Below are 17,686 nucleotides of genomic sequence, written 5' to 3'. Positions count from 1 at the left end.
AGCCGTTACGCGCATCCCGCTTCTTATATCTCCATCAAGATGCAGGGAAACATCATGACCGATCCCAAGAGTTCGTCAGGCAACCTGATTGCCACGACATCCAGCGTGCAGACTTCCCGACGCAACTTTCTCAAGTTCGGCGCTTCGGGCGCGGCAGCGGTGACCCTGTCGGGCGCTTTGCCGGCACTGGCGGCGCAAGCGTTGACTTCGACCATCGACGACAGCCAGGCCCTGAAAACCGGTGAGCGACGCGTTCGCCTCACGGTCAACGGTGTGCCGCAAGTGCTCAATGTGCCGACCAACGCGATCCTGCTGGATGTGTTGCGTGACCGCCTGCAACTGACGGGCACCAAGAAGGGCTGTGACCACGGCCAGTGCGGCGCCTGCACGCTGTTGGTCAATGGCGTGGCGATCAACTCCTGCCTGTCGATCGCCGTGCAGCACGACGAAGACGAGATCACCACCATCGAGGGTCTGTCCCGGGACGGCAAGCTGCATCCGGTGCAAGAGGCCTTTTGGGATCATGACGCCTATCAGTGCGGTTACTGTACTTCGGGGCAGATCATGAGCGCCGTGGCGATCCTGCAGGACCCGCATCTGGGCCGCGATGACGCCAGTGTGCGTGAGGCCATGAGCGGCAATATCTGCCGCTGTGGCGCCTACAAGAACATCCTCGCCGCTGTTCAGGCGGCACGGAGCAAGATGGAGGGCGTCAGCTGATGCGTACTTTCGACTATATGCGTGCCGACTGCTCGAACCAGGCCTTCGCCGCCGCGTCCAGCCAGGGTACTCAGGTGTTCCTCGCCGGAGGCACGACCCTGCTTGATCTGGTCAAGCTCGATGTCATGCAGGTCGGGCAGGTGGTGGATATCAACCGCCTGCCGCTCAAGCAAATCGAGACCTTGCCCGATGGCCGCCTGCGCGTCGGCGCTCTGGTGAGCAATACCCAATTGGCCAGCCACCCGCTGGTGCTGGAGCGCTATCCCGTGCTCTCCCAGGCGATTCTGGCCGGCGCCTCGACACAGCTGCGCAACAAGGCCACCACTGCCGGCAACCTGATGCAGCGGGTGCGCTGCAATTACTTTCGTGACGGTATTTCCGCCTGCAACAAGCGTCAGCCCGGCTCCGGCTGTGCGGCTATCGGCGGCTTGAGTCGCAGCGTGCATGCGGTGCTGGGCACCAGTGAGCACTGCATCGCCACCCATCCTTCAGACATGTGCGTGGCCATGGCGGCGATTGGTGCCCAGGTCACCGTGCAGGGCGCCCAGGGCGCGCGGGACATTGCCTTCGCCGACTTCCACCTGCTGCCCGGTGATTCACCCTGGCGTGAGCATGCGTTGCAGCCCCACGAACTGGTCACCCATATCACCCTGGATGCGCCTCTGCCAGGCAGTCGTTCGGCGTACCTGAAGCTGCGCGACCGCACCTCCTACCAGTTTGCCCTGGCGTCGAGCGCGGTGATTGTGCGCCTGGACGGCGGCAAGATCGCCCAGGTGCGACTGGCCATGGGCGGCGTCGGCACCAAACCCTGGCGGGCCGTCGAAGCCGAACGTGTGCTGCTTGGCCAGAACCCTTCGTTGGAGTTGTTCCAGCGCGCGGGCGAAGTAGCGCTGCGCGGTGCGGTAACGACCGAGCACAACGCCTTTAAAGTGCCGTTGGGGCAGCAGGCGATTGTGCGCAACCTGCGTGATCTGACACTGGAGGCCAGCGCATGAGCGAGTCCGTGATTGGTGTTGCCCACCGCCGTGTCGACGGCGGGCTGAAAGTAACCGGCGCGGCCAAGTACGCTGCCGATCATCCTGTGAAAAACCTGCTGTATGCCTATGGCGTCTACAGCACCGTTGCCAGCGGCCGCATCGTGCGCATCGACGATCAGGCCGCGCAACGCATGCCCGGCGTGGTGAAGATTCTTCATCACGGCAATATGCCCACGCTGCACCGTACCCCCGACGGCCCGATCAACTTCTTCAAGGACATCCTTATCGCCAGCCGGACCGATGAGCATCGGCTGCCATTTGAAGATGCGGATGTGCATTACCCAGGGCAATTCGTCGCGCTGGTCCTGGCTGACAGCTTCGAGCAGGCCCGGGCGGCGGCCCATGCGGTCAAGGTCGAATATGCGGCGACGACGCCGGTGCGTTCTCTTGAAGAGGGGATGCGGCTGCATGGTGCCCGCGATGGCGGGCGTGGTCATGTGCGCGGTGAGCCCGATGGCGCGCACGAAGCGGCTGCGCGCCTGGACGTGACCTACACCACGCCGGTGGAAGTGCATAACCCCATGGAAATGCATGCCACCACCGCCTGGTGGGAAGACGGTCGATTGTTTGTCTATGAAAGCAGTCAGGGCGTGCTTAACCACCGCAATCTGCTGGCCAACGTCTTCGACCTGCCGCCGGATCGCGTCGAAGTGCGCGCGCCGTTCATTGGCTCAGGTTTTGGCGGCAAGCTCTGGCCCTGGCCGCACTCCATCGCCGCCTGCGCTGCTTCGCAAGTGACCGGGCGCCCGGTGCAACTGGTGCTGCCACGGGCGCAGATGTTTACGACGGTCGGTCATCGCCCCGAGACAATCCAGCGCGTGCGCATGGCCACCGATGCAGCAGGCAAACTGGTCTCCATTCGCCATGACTCGTTCAACAGCACCTCCACCGTGGATCCCTACACCGAATCCTGCGGCGTGGTGACCAAGAACCTCTATTCCTGCCCCAATGTCCGCGTTTCCCACAAATACAGCCAGGTCAATCGCGGCACGCCGACTTCCATGCGTGCTCCGGGCGCGGCGCCGGGGTTGTTCGCCCTCGAGTCGGCTATCGACGAAATGGCGGAAAAGATGGGCATGGACCCGTTGGCATTCCGCCGGCTCAACCTGTCCACCACCGATGAAAGTGTGAAGTTGCCCTGGTCGAGTAATCACTTGCCCGAAGCCCTCGATCAGGCCGCCGAGCGTTTTGGCTGGAGTAAACGTAACCCGAAGATCGGCTCCATGCGCGAGGGCGACGAGATCATTGGTTATGGCATCGGCGCCTGTAATTGGGATGCCTATCAGGTGCCAACTGAGGCCCGAGTGACCCTGCGCGCCGATGGCTCGGCGCTGGTCCAGTGCGGCCTGCAGGACATCGGCACCGGCACTTACACCATTGTCGCCCAGACGGTCAGCCAGTTGACCGGCCTGCCCATTGATCGGGTCGAAGTGCAGCTGGGTAGCTCGGCGTTTCCACCGGGGCCGGTGTCCGGCGGTTCCTGGGCCACGGCCAGTGTCATGCCTGCCGTGGCCGGGGCGACCCGGGAGGCTCTGGACCGCTTGCGCCAATACGCAGTCGCGAAGAGCGGCCCGTTTGCGGAGGGCAATGTCGCGGCGCTGCAAGTCGAGGAGGGTGCGCTGCAACTCAATGGCCGTCGCGCCAGCTTCGCTGAGATCCTGCAGACGCAAAAGCTGGCCCGTGCCGAGGGTAAATTCCTCAGCGGCCCGGCCGCCGGGGCCAAGCACTCGTTCCGTTCCTTTGGTGTGCATTTTGTCGAAGTGCGCTGGGATCCGGGCATCTCGCGCCTGCGGGTGGCACGGGTGGTCAGCGCCATCGATGTCGGCAAGGTGGTCAACCCCCTGGCCGGGCGCAATCAGGTCGAGGGCGCGATTATCATGGGCCTGGGCATGGCGCTGTTCGAGGCGGGCGAGTTCGATCCGCGCAACGGCATGCCGGCCAATAACAATTACGCCGAGTACGTGGTGCCGGTGCATGCCGATATGCCGGAGGTCGAGGTGATTCTGCTGGATTACCCGGACTATCACTTCAACGAGTTCGGCGCCCGGGGCATGGGCGAGATCGGCGTAACGGGGCTGGCGGCGGCGGTGGCCAATGCGGTGTATCACGCCACCGGCAAGCGCATCCGCAGCTTGCCGATCAGCAAAGAGAAACTGATGACGATGTGATCGCATGCCGCCCCGATCAAGGGCGGCACTTTCGCGCTTAAAGCTCCTGGCTGGTGGGGCGGAACAGGATTTCGTTGATATCAACGTCTTCCGGCTGGCTCATGGCAAACGCCACCATGCGGGCGAAAGAGTCGGCGGGAATGGCGTACTGCTCATAGAACTGCGCAACGTTCTTGGCCATAGTCGGGTCGGTGATACTGGCGGGCAGCTCGGTGTCTACAGCACCGGGTGAGATCACCGTAGTGCGGATGTTGTAAGGCTTGACCTCTTGGCGCAACCCTTCGGAAATCACCCGCACGGCGGTCTTGGTCGCCGCATAAACCGCGCTGGCCGGGCGCACCTTATGGCCTGCCACCGACGAGACGTTGATGATATGGCCGCTTTTCTGCGCCTGCATGTGGGGCAGGGCGGCGGCGATGCCGTACAACACACCCTTGAGATTGACGTCGATGGTGCGGTCCCAGTCCTCGATCTTGCGTTGTTCAAGCAGCGAATGAGGCATCAGCCCGGCGTTATTGAGGATCACGTCGATGCGACCAAACTGCTGTACCGCCGTATCAACCAGATGCTGCACTTGTGCGGCATCGGTGACATCAGTCTGCACGGCCAGCGCCTGGGCGCCATTGCCGATCAGCGCTTCGGCGAGCGCCTGGATGCGATCGAGACGCCGCGCACCGAGCACGACAATTGCACCTTGCGCAGATAGCAGGCGCGCGGTTGCGGCACCCAGGCCACTGCTGGCACCGGTGATAACGACGACCTTGGGGAGAGCTTGGGTCATGAAGGTTCCTTCGAGTTGCAATGGGCGATGCTGAGAATTTACCCCTGGACGCTGTCAGTGATTAGACGGCAGAGTCCGCATATACTCATAAGACGGACTAATGAATGGCCCAGGAAAACTTCAACGACCTCTCGGCCTTCGCCATCGTCGCCAGCGAACGCAGCTTTACCAAGGCCGCCGCGCGACTGGGGGTTTCCCAATCGGCACTGAGCCAGACTATTCGCAACCTCGAAGAACGCCTGGGCCTGCGTCTGCTGACCCGCACCACCCGCAGCGTGTCACCGACCGAGGCAGGGGAGCGCCTGCTGCAACTGGTGCGGCCACGCTTCGAAGAGATCGAGTCGGAACTCGCGCTGCTGACTGAAGAGCGTGAGAAGCCCATGGGCACCGTGCGTATTACCGCCGGTGAGCACGCCGCCAGCGCATTCCTCACGCCCGCGCTGCTTGAACTGCTGCCGCGCTACCCGCAGATCAACGTCGAGGTGGATATCGACTACGGCCTGACCGACATCGTCGCGCAACGCTACGACGCAGGTGTGCGCTTGGGCGAGCGCGTGGCAAAGGACATGATCGCCGTACGCATCACCCCGGACTTCCGCTGGCTGGTGGTCGGCGCTCCGGGCTATTTCGCCACCCGCCGCGTCCCGCAAGTGCCCCAGGAGCTCACCGAACACAATTGCATCAATATCCGCTTCCCGACCCACGGCGGCCTCTACGCCTGGGACTTTGAAAAGGACGGCCGCGAAGTCAAGGTCAAGGTCGAAGGCCAGATGACCTTCAACAGCGCAGCCCTGCGCCTGACCGCCGCCCTGGCCGGCCAGGGCCTGATCTACCTGCCCGAAGACAGCGCCGCGCCGTACCTGGCCGACAACCGTCTGGTCGCGGTACTGCAGGACTGGTGCGCCCCCAGTCCCGGCTACTACCTGTACTACCCCAACCGCCGCCACGCTTCCCTGGCCTTCTCCATGGTGGTGGACGCGCTGCGTTATCAAGGCAACTGATGGGAATTACAGCTTTTTTCCCTCTGAAGGTTGACAGGGCCAGCGAAGACGTACAGAATTGCGTCCATTCCCGAGTCAGGGAATAGAAAAAACCTTTAGATTTCAAAGAGTTGGAAGATAGGTAAAAGAATTTTCCAGTTCAGAGTTGTACGCGTTGAGTGTTGTGTCTTGACACTGAACGTTTGGGGCCGAGTAGCAAAATGGTTATGCCGCGGATTGCAAATCCGCTTACGCCGGTTCGATTCCGACCTCGGCCTCCACCTCTAAGAACCCCGCAGATTAACGTCTGCGGGGTTTTTTTATTGGGTGCAGAAAAGTCGAAAGTGTTCCGCATATCACCAAATGCGTTCCGCATACCGCGATTATTTGGTCGGCTTTACGATCTCGCCGACACGTCTGTAGACGTCTTTGGTTATCTGTTCTGACGAGTGTCCGAACAGAAATGCGAGATGCTGCTAAATTGGCAGCTCAAAAGATGAAGGTCCAGGGATGAAGGTTTTGAGATTATTGGTGTTGGTGAGTGCGCTATTTATCGCGGTACCGGCGCAGTCATCGGGCTGGGAATACCCGGATCTCAAGGGCCAGGCTGTCACCGCCAGACAGACAGTAAAGGCCATCCACGACGAATCTGTAAGCCTGGCAATGATGGTCAGCAGTCAGAGTGGGCAACACTCTGACGTTACGTTTAGCCTGGAAAACGACGAACTCCATTGCGGTGCCGACGATTGCACCATGACCGTCCAGTTCGATGTGGGGACGGTGAAGACCATCGACATTGTTCCCGATCATGCCCGACCCGGAAAATTTGCTCCGGTCAAAAGCGTCGCCTTCGCAGGTGCATTGACCATGGCCCAAAGGCTGTCGATCGAACTTTCGGTCAAATCACGAGGGATCGTAATGTTTGAGCTGAACGTCGCTGATCTGCGCCTCAAACGCACAATCAATCCGGCGTTCACGTTTGCCGGGTTGAAGCTGGGAGAGGTCGCGACGGGTATGTCCGCAGCGTTCAAGCCGGATCAGATCAGCCCTGCGCTGGACTGCCGTAAAGCCAGTCACTTAAACGGCGTTATTCCCGGACAGGATCAGATCAGTGCCCGAGTCTGCCTTTTTGCCGGGCTCTTTTATGAAGTAGCCATACAGTCAAAAAATCGCGAAGAGTACGAATCCATCGCTGCTTACTTAATCAGTTTTTATCGCGGAACAGGGTTTGATTCTGCCTATCCGGCATCGCTGATGGGTGTCGAAGATATCGCCAGGCACACCAGCCACGCGGTGTTCTTGCGAAAGGATAAGTCAGAATTTGAGGGCTATTTTTATGTGACTGACGATGTGATCGACTTTCTGGTGCCAAAGAACCTGAAGCTGATCCGCAGCGCCAAGAAGCCCACTTTATAGTGGGCTTCCAGTAGGCCGGTTATCTAGCCTCGTCATACATACTCATTGACGCTGCGCGCTGGCCGCAGGAGCCGGGACAGAGACGGCTGCCACCGGATCCGCAGACAATGCCGCGACAATCTCTTTGTCGTCCAGCACGTTAAGGAGGGCGTTGGAGCCTGCAAGAATGTAGTTATTGATCTGGAGGGTGCTCTTGACACTTTTGCTCGCCAACTCTTTGCCGGCCCCATCAATTACGCTTGCAGTAATGTCGTAGTCGAAGCGGATGCGCATGTAGGCATCGCTTTTCCATTCACGGACGGTCAGCACCAGCAGTTTTTGCCCGGGCTCTGCGTCTAGGTTGGAATAGACCACTTTGGCATTGATCGACGCGTGTTCCAGGGACACTCGTATCGCCTCAGCAAGGTCCGAGGATAACGGCAGGCCGGTCAAGGTATTGATATTGAACGGGTTGTAATACAGGGCCCGTAATGTCCCCACGTAGATCGGTTTCTTGTCGCCGGAGATAACGTAAGGGCGCTGATCGATCACGTTGATCGCGATAGGCTTGGAGGTGTGTGCAGACGTGGTGGTAGTGGATTGTCGGTAATCGAGTTTATGGCCGAATGCGCAGCCGCCAAGGGTGGCGAAGGCGAGCAGCATCAAGACTGCGCGAAGCAACATGGAGGAATTCCGTTTCATGGGGAGGACGGTGATTCTAACTCGCTATCACTGTGCATCACCATGTCAGATAGCGGCCCGGTTACTAATCAGGCCGCGATGATTCACTTGCTCGGGCTATAGACATGGCGCCCGAGGCTTTCCATCGACAACTTATTTTTGCTGCCTGCGACCAATGCCCGCTGTCGCACATAATAATCGACGCTCCCGGCCAGCCACATTGAATACGTCAGTAATTCGATTCCTTCTTCTACCGTGGTCTTGGCCAGGCGTGCGTAGCCATCGCCAAGAATCATATGCCACAGCGAGCCCATGCCAAATACCCGGGAGAACACCAGGATACCCAACCCGGTCGAAAGCGTGCCGAAAGCCGGTGTGCGGCTGAACGCGGACAGGGCAGCAAAGGTATTGTCGCGGTGTTGGGCGTTGAAGCCTTTGACCAGGCAGACGATGGCGATGACGGAGAAGGGCAGGCACCAGGCGCTGTGGCTGATGGGGTCGAACAGGCCGTCGAGTTCGCGCATCAACAGGCAGGCAAAAAAGCCGCCTGCCAATATTTTGAAGCCTTTCTGGCTAGCGTCACCCGGCGAAAACCAGAAGAGCAGCGCACAGCCAAAAAGCATCAGTTCCTGACTGATTTCGGTGAAGGAGATTTCCAGAATTTCTGTATGAAAGATCGCGACGTCGAGCCATATCATCGTCAGTGCCAACCCAACCAGGGCAAGCCTGAGGATCAAGCCCAATGATGCTGATTTCAGGTCTTCAAAAGGGGATTGCACGTCAAAAGCTCCATCCGGAAGGCTGATCGTTTTGTCAGCCCGGCGCTTAAATAACGATATTTTCACAAAAAAATCACATCTTTTTCATGAATTATCGTCATCGATGGAATTCATTTTTAGTGCAAGTCTGCGTCCTGCAGGGCCTCCCGGGGGGCGTTAACTCGTTGCTACCCCTTTTTTGATATGGGCTTCTCGGTGCATTGAGGCGTTATGGCGGGATATCCAAATGGCTAGAGTTTGCACGGATTATTAATTCAAAAAGAAGATCGCATGTAAGTCTTCTCTTTCTGTTATGTGGGAAGTTTCTGTGATTGGTGCTTGAACCTCCCATGACCACTAGCTAATTGCTAGCTTTCACCTGCTCCCCAAAGGTCTTGGGGGTCAGGGGCGTGACATGGCTATTAAAAAAAGAACTTATCGAACCAGGGCCAGAGCCAGGGCGTTGCGCGATTTCACCGAGCGCAAAGTCGTGCATGAGCGGGGCGGAGACGTATTGCGCCTGGAGAACCAGCAGATGGAGGAATTGCAGGCGTTTCTCGCGTCCTGCTCGGAGGACGAAAAGCTGCTGTTTATCAAGATGTACGTCGAGGAGGTGATGTGTCTGGAGCACAGGGTGTTGCGGCGGGCGGGGCGTAAAAGCGGTGTTGGGGACTGGTTGATCGGCGGCTTGCTTGTGCTGCTGATGCTGTTGCTTGTTATTTCACCCAAGTAGCCCGGTCATGGGCTTTGCAGGACCAGGCCTGCAAAGCCTTTGGGTTACTCAGTTATCGTGTCTTTTGTGCGACTTCTTGTCACCGCCCATGCTGCCAGCGATTGCGCCGCCAGCAGCGCCACCGAGGCCTGCGCCGATCGTCCCACCGGTGCTGCCGCCCAGCTTATTGCCCAGCAACGAACCGCCTGCCGAACCCAGGCCACCGCCGATGGCTGCCTTGACCTTGGTGCCTTTCTTGGCGCCGACCGCGCTGCCTGCTGCGCCGCCAACACCGGCACCCAGTGCTGCACCAGTGCTGCCGCCCATTTTCTGGCCGACGATATTGCCCAGCGCACCGCCCAGACCGCCACCCACGGCTGTAGAAGCCTCGCCAGCCAGTGCGCCTTGCGCGACCAGCAATCCAAGAACTAGGGCAGGGAATGTCAAACGCATGATATGAACCTCGGGAATACGATGAAGAGTGATTGATAGCTGTGGTGCAGTGTAAGCCTGAATCTGGGCGATAGTGGCGTTTTGATTGCGCGTACGCTTCGGTGCGCGCACTTTAGCATTCTTGTCTAAAGACGTCGTCAGGGGATGGGAAGCAACGGCGTTCGTTATGCGACTGTTAGGTCGTTAACATAAAAATGCAGCGTAGATAGATGATTTTTCAACGTTTTTATATGAAGGCTCATGCAAGAATTTGTCGCACTTTCCTGGCCAGTTGGCTTGCTTCACCGGGGAGGGATGTATATATTCCCTGCCTTGGCGCTACCGCCCCGATGGCGAAATTGGTAGACGCAAGGGACTTAAAATCCCTCGTCCTTTGGACGTGCCGGTTCGACCCCGGCTCGGGGCACCACATAAAGATCAAGGGCTTACGTGAGGTTTCCTCCGTAGGCCCTTGTCGTTTCAGCGTAAGGCTTTTTACGTTTCAGCCCAATACCTTACGCAAAAACGGCGCCGTCCGACTCTCCTTATTGCCCGCCACCGTCTCCGGCGTGCCGCTCACCACAATCCTGCCGCCTTTATCCCCGGCCCCCGGTCCGATATCGATGACCCAGTCGCTCTGGGCCACGACGCGCATTTCATGTTCGACCACGACCACCGTATGGCCGCCATCAACCAACTGGTTGAGCTGTTTGAGCAGGCGGTCGACGTCGCTCGGGTGCAGGCCCGTGGTGGGCTCGTCGAGGACATAGAGGGTCGCGCCGCGCTGGTTGCGTTGCAGTTCGGTGGCGAGTTTGATGCGTTGCGCTTCGCCGCCGGACAGTTCGGTAGCGGGTTGGCCGAGGCGCAGATAGCCCAGGCCGATATCGCGCAGCACAGTCAGGGCACGCAGGATACCGGGCTCGTCGGCGAACACGGGGAGGGCGTCATCGACGGTCAGTTGCAGCACCTGGGCGATGTTCAGGCCTTGCCATTGGATGGCCAGGGTTTCTTCGTTGTAGCGGCTGCCGTGGCAGGTCGGGCAGGGCGCATAGACGCTGGGCATGAACAGCAGCTCGACGCTGACAAAACCTTCGCCTTCGCAATTCGGGCAACGGCCCTTGGCGACGTTGAAGGAGAACTGCCCGGCGTCGTATTGCCGGGCCTGCGCCTCGGCTGTAGCGGCGAACAGTTTGCGCACGTTATCGAACAGCCCGGTGTAGGTCGCCAGGTTGGAACGCGGCGTGCGGCCGATGGGTTTCTGATCGACCTGGACCAGACGGCGAATCGCCTGCAGTCCGGCCACTACCTGGCCACTGCTGGTCTGGGGGGCGTCGTCTTCCTGGCTCGGTGCTTCGCTGTCGTTGTTGGCGCGGGTCTGGCCGAGATGTTCGCCGACCAGTTCGAGCAAGGCGTGGCTGACCAGGCTAGATTTGCCCGAGCCGGAAATCCCGGTCACGGCGGTAAAGCAGCCCAGCGGGAACTCGGCGCTCAGGTTGTTCAGATTGTTGCGAGTGATGCCTTCCAGGCGCAGCCAGTCCTTGGGTTGGCGTCGAGTGTGCTGACGGGAATCGGGCTGAGCGAACAGGTGCAGGCGAGTCCGTGAGGCCTCCACCTGCTCCAGTCCTGCAGGCGGGCCGCTATACAGCACCTGGCCACCATGCTCGCCTGCGGCGGGGCCGACATCGATCAGCCAGTCGGCACGACGCATCGTTTCCAGATCGTGCTCGACGACGAACAGCGAGTTACCGGCGGCCTTGAGCCGTTGCAGGGCGTTGAATAGGGCTTCACCGTCGGCGGGATGCAGCCCGGCGGACGGCTCATCCAGTACATAGATAACGCCGAACAGCTGCGAACCCAGTTGCGTCGCCAGACGCAGCCGTTGCAGCTCCCCTGAAGACAGGGTTGGTGTACTGCGTTCCAGGGCCAGATAGCCCAGGCCAAGATCGGTGAGGGTACTGACCCTGGCCAGCAGGTCCTGGGCGATGCGTTGGGCGGCGAGCTGTTTCTCCACGGACAAGTCCGAGTTGCCTGTGCTCTGTTGCGCCACTGGACGCAGAATTTCGGCCAGTTGCAGCAGCGGCATCTGTGCCAGTTGGCCGATGTCGTAACCGGCGAACGTGACCGACAGTGCCGCACGGGTCAGGCGTTTGCCGTCACACAGTGAGCAGGGGCTGCCGATCATGAACTGCGAAACCCGCTTCTTCATCAGCGCACTTTGTGAGTGGGTGAAGGTATGCAGGATGTAGCGCCGGGCGCCGGTGAAGGTGCCCTGGTAGCTGGGCTCGAGTTTGCGCTTGAGGGCTTCGCGGGTCTGGGCCGGGGTCAGACCGGCATACACCGGCGCCGTGGGTTGTTCTTCGGTGAACAGAATCCAGTCGCGCTGCTCCTTGGGCAGGTCGCGCCACGGAATATCGACGTCATAACCGAGCGTGACGAGGATGTCGCGCAGGTTTTGCCCCTGCCAGGCGGTAGGCCATGACGCTACCGCGCGCTGGCGGATGGTCAGAGAGTCGTCCGGGACCATGGTCTTTTCAGTGACTTCGTACACCCGACCCAGACCGTGGCACTGCGGGCAGGCGCCCTGTGGCGTATTGGGCGAAAAGTCTTCGGCATACAGCATGGTTTGCCCGGCCGGATAGTGACCGGCCCGGGAATACAGCATGCGGATCAGGCTCGACAGGGTCGTGACGCTGCCCACCGATGAGCGCGTACTCGGCGTACCGCGCTGCTGTTGCAGGGCGACGGCCGGCGGCAAGCCTTCGATCGAGTCAACATCCGGCACGCCGACCTGATCGATCAGGCGCCGCGCATAAGGTGCCACGGATTCGAAATAGCGCCGCTGGGCCTCGGCGTACAAGGTGGAAAATGCCAGTGATGACTTGCCCGAGCCAGACACGCCGGTGAACACCACCAAGGCGTCCCGGGGAATATCCACGTCGACATTTTTCAGGTTGTGCTCACGGGCGCCGCGCACCCGGACCAGGCCTCGGCTGATCGGGCTGGCAAGGAGGGCGTCATCGGGGGCGTCGTGCTGTGAAGTCATTGGCGGCCTTCATCGGGAGTCAATAAGTGTCATGTGGCTGATTTGTATCAAATGCTGTTGTGTTCTGACGGTTTTTTGTAGGAATAGTCTCTTTGTTTTTACTGAAAAACCGACTGAGTGGCCTGGATAGGGGTCGGCTACCACGCTTTTTGCCAGACTTGCGCGCCCAAGACAACGGAGCAGGCAGGTCCATGAAAGAACTAGGTACGCGATTGAGAGCAGAGCGCAAGCGTCTGGGATTGTCGCAGCAGGCGCTCGGCGCCATGGGCGGTGTGGCGGCCAATGCCCAGGGCAAGTATGAAAGTGGTGAGCGTTTGCCCAAGGCGGACTATCTGGTGGCGCTGGCGAGGGGCGGGGTGGATGTGCTCTATGTGCTGACCGAGCGCATGGATCAAGATGTGCGCAATCCCGAGGCGGTTATTACCCCGCAGGATGTCTTGCTCAAGGAGGTGGAGATGGCGGTACGGGCGTTTACCGTGGCGATGGAGACTGCCAGGCGCTGAAAGGGTCTGTGGAGCTTATGCCAACACCGCCACCGCCTTGATCTGCGCCCATAAGCGCTGGCCCGGACAGATCTGCAAATGATCAAACGAGTAGCGGGTAATCCGCGCCAGCAGCGCTGTGCCCTCGGCGTCCAGGCGCAGCAGGACGTGGGCGGCATTGTCAGCGGCGATCTGGCTGACCACGGTCACCGGCAGGCGGTTGAGGATGCTGCTGGGTTCATCGCCCAGCAGACTCAGGCTGACATCCCGGGCCTGGACCTTGCAGCGCAGAGCCTTGCCCACCGCCAGCGCCGCGTGGGCCACGCGCATCTGCAGGGCACTGCCCGGCAGATTCACGCTCACCAGTTGGTACTTGTCGTCATAGGCGCTGACCACCCCCTTGATCACCACGCCAGCGTCATCGCCCATGGCCAAGGGCAGGTCCAGGCGTGCCAGTGTCTCGCCGATGGTTCCGCTGGCAATGGCCCGACCCTGCTCAAGCAGCACCAAATGATCAGCCAGCCGTGCGACCTCGTCCTGGGAATGGCTGACGTACAGCATGGGGATCTGCAGCTCATCATGCAGACGCTCCAGATACGGTAGGATCTCGTTTTTACGCAAGCTATCCAGCGCCGCCAGCGGCTCATCGAGCAACAGCAGACGTGGGCTGGTGAGCAGGGCGCGGGCAATACCGACGCGCTGGCGTTCACCGCCGGAGAGCTTGTCGGGGCGCCGTGCCAGCAGGTGGTCGATGCCCAGCAGTTCGGCGGCCTGATGCAACTGGATGCGTCGATCACTGGCGGCGATGCGCTTCAGGCCGAACTCCAGATTGCCCTGCACCGACAAATGGGGAAACAGGCTGGCTTCTTGAAACACATAACCCAGTGCACGTTTGTGCGGTGCCAGGAAAAACCCCCGGTCACTGTCCTGCCAGACTTCGTCGTTGATCCGTATATAGCCGTGCCCGGCTTTTTCCAGCCCGGCCACGCAGCGCAGACAGGTGGTCTTGCCCGACCCGGAGTGCCCGTACAAAGCAGTAACGCCGCGACCGGGCAGGCTCAGGTCGATATCGATGCTGAATTCGGGGTAGGCCACGCGCAGGCGGATTTCGATGGGAGAGGTCAAGAATCAGCTCCAGCCGGCCTTGCGCGTGCCGCTGGAATACAGCACCAGCAGCACCAGAAATGAAAAGACCAGCATGGCCGCCGCCAGCCAGTGGGCCTGGGCGTACTCCATGGCCTCGACATGATCGAAGATCTGTACCGAGACCACGCGGGTCTTGTTGGGAATATTGCCGCCAATCATCAGCACCACACCGAATTCGCCGACGGTGTGGGCGAAGCCGAGAATGGCCGCCGTGACAAAGCCCGGTCGGGCCAGGGGCAGCACGACGGTGAAAAAGGTGTCCAGCGGATTGGCGCGCAGGGTCGCGGCCACTTCCAGCGGACGTGTGCCAATTGCCGCGAAGGCGTTATGCAACGGCTGCACGACAAAGGGCATGGAATAGAGCACCGAACCGATCACTAGCCCGGTGAAACTGAAGGTCAGGGTGCCCAGGCCCAGGGCCTGGGTGAACTGGCCCACGGCGCCGTTAGGCCCCAGCAGCAGTAATAAATAGAAGCCGATCACCGTCGGCGGCAACACCAGTGGCAGGGCCACGATTGCGCCGACGGGCCCCTTGAGCCAAGAGCGGGTATGGGCCAGCCACAGGGCGATGGGTGTACCGACCAACAACAGAATCAGGGTCGTCAGGGACGCCAGTTTCAGGGTCAGTCCTATCGCCGCAAAGTCGGCCCCGCTCAACATTTACAGCTGATACCCATAGGACTTGATCACCGCAGCGGCTTTCGGACCTTTCAGGTACTCGACCAAGGCCTTGGCGGCGGCGTTGTCCTTGCCTTTGTTGAGAATCACCGCGTCCTGTTTGATCGGTTCATACAGGTTGGCCGGAACGATCCACGCCGAACCGCTGGTGACCTTGCCGTCCTTGTAGATCTGCGACAGGGCGACGAAGCCCAGCTCGGCATTGCCGGTGGAGATGAACTGATAAGCCTGGGTGATGTTCTGGCCTTCAACGATTTTTGCCTGGGTCGCGTCGGTCAGGCCCAGTTTGGCCAGGGTCTGGGTGGCGGCCAGGCCATAAGGTGCGGCCTTGGGGTTGGCGATGGACAGATGTTGGTAGGCGTTTTTCTTCAGCACTTCGCCTTTGTCATCCACGTAGCCATCCTTGGCCGACCACAGCGCCAGGGTGCCGACGGCGTAGGTGAAGCGCGAGCCTTTGACCGTATCGCCTTCCTGCTCCAGCTTGGCCGGGGTGCTGTCATCGGCAGCGAGGAACACTTCGAACGGCGCGCCATTCTTGATCTGGGTGTAGAACTGCCCGGTAGCGCCATAGGCGGCGACCAGTTTGTGGCCGGTGTCTGCTTCGAAATCCTTGGCGATAGCCTGGATCGGCGCGGTGAAGTTGGCGGCAACGGCCACCTGGACTTCATCGGCAAAGGCTGAATTCATCGCCAGGGTGGCGACGACCGCAGCAAGGGACAGACGGGTAGACAAGCGCATGAACAGCTCCAGGGTGTTGTTTTGGGGGGAATCGTGCCGGGATATGGCTATATAACTGAATATATAGCGCTGGCACGATTCGCGGAAGCCCGGTTTTAACGGCCCGAAAGCTTCTCCAGCGCAGATATGGCCAATTGCCGGGTCAGCGCCTCTGCCGACAGCTCATGCTTGATGCCCAGCGCCTGGCCCGCCCACAGGTTCATGAAGTCGCCACTGCCGGTCGGTTCCGACTTGGCTCGCAGTGGCATCAAGGCACCGCCCGCCAGGGGGAAACGTGGCGCCAGATCGCTCATGGGGCCCAGTTCACTCATCACCCGATTCATGATGCCGCGGGCCGGGCGACCAGTGAACATATTGGTAATGGCGGTCTCGCTGTCCTTGGCCTTGCCCAGAGCGACGCGGTGCGGCGCGGTCAATTTTGCTTCCGGGCAGAACATATAGGCGGTGCCGACCTGCACGGCTGAAGCTCCGAGCATGAAGGCTGCAGCCACCCCACGGCCATCGGCGATGGCGCCTGCGGCGATCACCGGCACGCTCACGGCATCGACGATCTGCGGGATCAGGGCAAAGATGCCGACCTGGGTTTCCAGGCGATCGCTGAGAAACATGCCGCGATGACCACCGGCTTCATAGCCCATAGCGATGATCGCATCGCAGCCGCGCTCTTCGAGCCAGATGGCTTCATCCACCGTGGTCGCGGAGGCAATCACCTTGGCGCCGGTGGCCTTGACCCGATCCATGAATGCCTTGGGCGGCAAGCCGAAATGGAAGCTGACCACTTCCGGCTTGAGCTCTTCTACCAGGGTACAGCTGCTTTCCTCGAAAGGCGCGCGGTTGGAGACCGGTGTCGGCGCGTCAAAATCGGCACCGAGTTCGTGATAATACGGGCGCAGCGCAAGTTTCCATTGCAAGGCGCGGTGCTCGTCCGGCTCCGGTGGCTGATGGCAGAAGAAGTTCAGGTTCAGCGGCGCGCGGGTGCCTTGGCGGATCAGCGCGACTTCACTGCGAATCTGTTCTTCGGTCAGCAGCGCGCAGGGCAGGGACGGCAGCCCCCCGGCATTGCCCACCGCAATGGCCAGGGCCGAGCCGGAGGGTCCGGCCATGGGCGCTTCGAGGATCGGCAGCTCAATGCCGAACAGGGTCAGGATGCGGGTGTCGGGCCAGGCAGTCATTGTCTTCTCTCCATGATCGTGGGGGATGGTTGAGCAGCGGCACAAGGTTAACAGCGTGGCATTCTTTAGTCGTACTTGAATTAAGAGACGATCAGTCTATTATTCAAAATATGACAACAGAAGCCCTCCAGACACAACCACTGCCTCGACGCCCCGGCCGTCCGCCTCGTGTCGACCGGGACAACCTGCACACCCGTGAGCTGCTGATCCGCTGCGGCACCGAGGTGCTTACTGAGCAGGGTTTCATGGCCACCGGCCTGGATTTCATCCTCAAGCGCGTCGGCGTGCCCAAGGGCTCGTTCTATCACTACTTTGACAGCAAAGAAGCCTTCGGCCAGGCCGTGCTGGAAAACTACGCGGCATTCTTCGCCCGCAGGCTGGATCGCTGGTTACTGGATGAAAGCCTGACGCCCCTGGAGCGGTTGGTGGGTTTTGTCCAACACGCCAAGGCCGGGATGGCTCGCTACGATTATCGACGCGGTTGCCTGGTCGGCAATCTGGGTCAGGAAGTCAGTGTCCTGCCGGAAGTCTTTCGCCCGCGACTGGAAGCGATTTTTCTCGACTGGCAGGCACGTTTGACGGTGTGTCTGCAGGCAGCGCAGGCGCATGGCGAATTGGCCATGAGCGCCGATTGCATCGAGCTGGCCGCCTATTTCTGGATTGGCTGGGAAGGCGCGGTACTGCGCGCCCGGCTGGTGAAAAGCGATGTTCCCCTGAATACCTTCATTGCGGGGTTCCTGCGCGGGTTGCCGCAATGAATTGT

General features: G+C 60.4%; 17 protein-coding genes and 2 tRNA genes. 10 read left to right on the top strand and 9 right to left on the bottom strand.

The genetic code is table 11. The annotated features are described in order from the left end of the window. Positions 1 to 54: 54 nt before the first annotated feature. From M2401_RS12090 to M2401_RS12080, 3 genes are read left to right on the top strand one after another with little or no spacing between them, the layout of a single operon-like run. A complete protein-coding gene (locus M2401_RS12090; RefSeq protein WP_259102954.1) occupies positions 55 to 720 on the top strand; it encodes a (2Fe-2S)-binding protein in 666 nt (221 codons plus the stop codon). Next, positions 720 to 1,715, top strand: coding sequence for a xanthine dehydrogenase family protein subunit M (locus M2401_RS12085; RefSeq protein ID WP_259102952.1), 996 nt, complete (start codon positions 720 to 722; stop codon positions 1,713 to 1,715). Before M2401_RS12090 ends, M2401_RS12085 begins: the two co-directional genes overlap by 1 nt. Continuing rightward, positions 1,712 to 3,925, top strand: a complete 2,214-nt coding sequence (locus M2401_RS12080; protein ID WP_259102951.1) for a xanthine dehydrogenase family protein molybdopterin-binding subunit — start codon at positions 1,712 to 1,714, stop codon at positions 3,923 to 3,925. The genes M2401_RS12085 and M2401_RS12080 overlap by 4 nt, the downstream gene beginning before the upstream one ends. Before the next feature lie 37 nt (positions 3,926 to 3,962). Here M2401_RS12080 and M2401_RS12075 read toward each other — a convergent pair whose 3' ends face one another. After that, positions 3,963 to 4,706: an SDR family oxidoreductase gene (locus M2401_RS12075; RefSeq protein WP_259102950.1), complete on the bottom strand. Its 744-nt coding sequence runs from the start codon at positions 4,704 to 4,706 to the stop codon at positions 3,963 to 3,965. Between the two features lie 104 nt (positions 4,707 to 4,810). Here M2401_RS12075 and M2401_RS12070 point away from each other — a divergent pair, with 104 nt between their 5' ends. The 3 genes from M2401_RS12070 to M2401_RS12060 all read left to right on the top strand — a co-directional run bounded on the left by M2401_RS12070 (position 4,811) and on the right by M2401_RS12060 (position 7,102). Beyond that, complete coding sequence (locus M2401_RS12070; protein WP_259102949.1) at positions 4,811 to 5,707, top strand: LysR family transcriptional regulator; 897 nt, start codon at positions 4,811 to 4,813, stop codon at positions 5,705 to 5,707. 186 nt (positions 5,708 to 5,893) lie between these two features. Continuing rightward, positions 5,894 to 5,967: transfer RNA gene (locus tag M2401_RS12065), tRNA-Cys, on the top strand. A 229-nt stretch (positions 5,968 to 6,196) separates the two neighbouring features. Then, on the top strand, positions 6,197 to 7,102 hold the full coding sequence (locus M2401_RS12060; protein WP_259102948.1) for a hypothetical protein: 906 nt from the start codon (positions 6,197 to 6,199) through the stop codon (positions 7,100 to 7,102). 42 nt (positions 7,103 to 7,144) lie between these two features. On the opposite strand, the gene M2401_RS12055 is transcribed toward M2401_RS12060, so the two are convergent. Then, a complete protein-coding gene (locus M2401_RS12055) occupies positions 7,145 to 7,765 on the bottom strand; it encodes a hypothetical protein (protein WP_259102947.1) in 621 nt (206 codons plus the stop codon). 101 nt (positions 7,766 to 7,866) lie between these two features. Then, positions 7,867 to 8,607: a hypothetical protein gene (locus M2401_RS12050; RefSeq protein WP_259102946.1), complete on the bottom strand. Its 741-nt coding sequence runs from the start codon at positions 8,605 to 8,607 to the stop codon at positions 7,867 to 7,869. Positions 8,608 to 8,935: 328 nt separating this feature from the next. On the opposite strand from M2401_RS12050, the gene M2401_RS12045 reads away from it, so the two are divergent. After that, a complete protein-coding gene (locus tag M2401_RS12045; protein ID WP_259102945.1) occupies positions 8,936 to 9,253 on the top strand; it encodes a hypothetical protein in 318 nt (105 codons plus the stop codon). Positions 9,254 to 9,301: 48 nt separating this feature from the next. Here M2401_RS12045 and M2401_RS12040 read toward each other — a convergent pair whose 3' ends face one another. After that, positions 9,302 to 9,685, bottom strand: coding sequence for a bacteriocin (locus tag M2401_RS12040; RefSeq protein ID WP_259102944.1), 384 nt, complete (start codon positions 9,683 to 9,685; stop codon positions 9,302 to 9,304). Positions 9,686 to 10,008: 323 nt separating this feature from the next. Here M2401_RS12040 and M2401_RS12035 point away from each other — a divergent pair. After that, positions 10,009 to 10,094 (top strand) — tRNA-Leu (locus M2401_RS12035). Between the two features lie 72 nt (positions 10,095 to 10,166). Here the strand turns inward: M2401_RS12035 and M2401_RS12030 are convergent. Next, positions 10,167 to 12,707: an excinuclease ABC subunit UvrA gene (locus tag M2401_RS12030; protein WP_259102943.1), complete on the bottom strand. Its 2,541-nt coding sequence runs from the start codon at positions 12,705 to 12,707 to the stop codon at positions 10,167 to 10,169. A gap of 191 nt (positions 12,708 to 12,898) precedes the next feature. Here M2401_RS12030 and M2401_RS12025 point away from each other — a divergent pair, with 191 nt between their 5' ends. Then, on the top strand, positions 12,899 to 13,210 hold the full coding sequence (locus M2401_RS12025) for a helix-turn-helix domain-containing protein (protein ID WP_259102942.1): 312 nt from the start codon (positions 12,899 to 12,901) through the stop codon (positions 13,208 to 13,210). Between the two features lie 15 nt (positions 13,211 to 13,225). On the opposite strand, the gene modC is transcribed toward M2401_RS12025, so the two are convergent. The 4 genes from modC to M2401_RS12005 all read right to left on the bottom strand — a co-directional run bounded on the left by modC (position 13,226) and on the right by M2401_RS12005 (position 16,923). Then, positions 13,226 to 14,314: a molybdenum ABC transporter ATP-binding protein gene (modC, locus tag M2401_RS12020; protein WP_259102941.1), complete on the bottom strand. Its 1,089-nt coding sequence runs from the start codon at positions 14,312 to 14,314 to the stop codon at positions 13,226 to 13,228. A gap of 3 nt (positions 14,315 to 14,317) precedes the next feature. Continuing rightward, complete coding sequence (gene modB, locus M2401_RS12015; RefSeq protein WP_259102940.1) at positions 14,318 to 14,995, bottom strand: molybdate ABC transporter permease subunit; 678 nt, start codon at positions 14,993 to 14,995, stop codon at positions 14,318 to 14,320. Next, entirely contained in the window at positions 14,996 to 15,745 is a 750-nt protein-coding gene (gene modA / locus M2401_RS12010; RefSeq protein WP_259103295.1) for a molybdate ABC transporter substrate-binding protein, read from the bottom strand. Between the two features lie 101 nt (positions 15,746 to 15,846). Further along, the gene (locus M2401_RS12005) at positions 15,847 to 16,923 is read right to left on the bottom strand and encodes a nitronate monooxygenase family protein (protein ID WP_259102939.1); all 1,077 of its coding nucleotides are present in this window, start codon (positions 16,921 to 16,923) and stop codon (positions 15,847 to 15,849) included. 110 nt (positions 16,924 to 17,033) lie between these two features. Here M2401_RS12005 and M2401_RS12000 point away from each other — a divergent pair, with 110 nt between their 5' ends. Next, complete coding sequence (locus M2401_RS12000; RefSeq protein ID WP_259102938.1) at positions 17,034 to 17,681, top strand: TetR/AcrR family transcriptional regulator; 648 nt, start codon at positions 17,034 to 17,036, stop codon at positions 17,679 to 17,681. Positions 17,682 to 17,686: the final 5 nt, after the last annotated feature.

The sequence above is a fragment of the Pseudomonas sp. JUb42 genome (assembly GCF_024807945.1).
Classification (GTDB): domain Bacteria; phylum Pseudomonadota; class Gammaproteobacteria; order Pseudomonadales; family Pseudomonadaceae; genus Aquipseudomonas.
This window is presented reverse-complemented; position numbering and strand designations above follow the sequence as displayed.

Coding starts and splice junctions, on each gene's coding strand:
- M2401_RS12090 (WP_259102954.1), top strand. CDS start 55: ATGACCGATCCCAAGAGTTCGTCAGGCAACCTGATTGCCACGACATCC.
- M2401_RS12085 (WP_259102952.1), top strand. CDS start 720: ATGCGTACTTTCGACTATATGCGTGCCGACTGCTCGAACCAGGCCTTC.
- M2401_RS12080 (WP_259102951.1), top strand. CDS start 1,712: ATGAGCGAGTCCGTGATTGGTGTTGCCCACCGCCGTGTCGACGGCGGG.
- M2401_RS12075 (WP_259102950.1), bottom strand. CDS start 4,706: ATGACCCAAGCTCTCCCCAAGGTCGTCGTTATCACCGGTGCCAGCAGT.
- M2401_RS12070 (WP_259102949.1), top strand. CDS start 4,811: ATGGCCCAGGAAAACTTCAACGACCTCTCGGCCTTCGCCATCGTCGCC.
- M2401_RS12060 (WP_259102948.1), top strand. CDS start 6,197: ATGAAGGTTTTGAGATTATTGGTGTTGGTGAGTGCGCTATTTATCGCG.
- M2401_RS12055 (WP_259102947.1), bottom strand. CDS start 7,765: ATGTTGCTTCGCGCAGTCTTGATGCTGCTCGCCTTCGCCACCCTTGGC.
- M2401_RS12045 (WP_259102945.1), top strand. CDS start 8,936: ATGGCTATTAAAAAAAGAACTTATCGAACCAGGGCCAGAGCCAGGGCG.
- M2401_RS12040 (WP_259102944.1), bottom strand. CDS start 9,685: ATGCGTTTGACATTCCCTGCCCTAGTTCTTGGATTGCTGGTCGCGCAA.
- M2401_RS12030 (WP_259102943.1), bottom strand. CDS start 12,707: ATGACTTCACAGCACGACGCCCCCGATGACGCCCTCCTTGCCAGCCCG.
- M2401_RS12025 (WP_259102942.1), top strand. CDS start 12,899: ATGAAAGAACTAGGTACGCGATTGAGAGCAGAGCGCAAGCGTCTGGGA.
- modB (WP_259102940.1), bottom strand. CDS start 14,995: ATGTTGAGCGGGGCCGACTTTGCGGCGATAGGACTGACCCTGAAACTG.
- M2401_RS12005 (WP_259102939.1), bottom strand. CDS start 16,923: ATGACTGCCTGGCCCGACACCCGCATCCTGACCCTGTTCGGCATTGAG.
- M2401_RS12000 (WP_259102938.1), top strand. CDS start 17,034: ATGACAACAGAAGCCCTCCAGACACAACCACTGCCTCGACGCCCCGGC.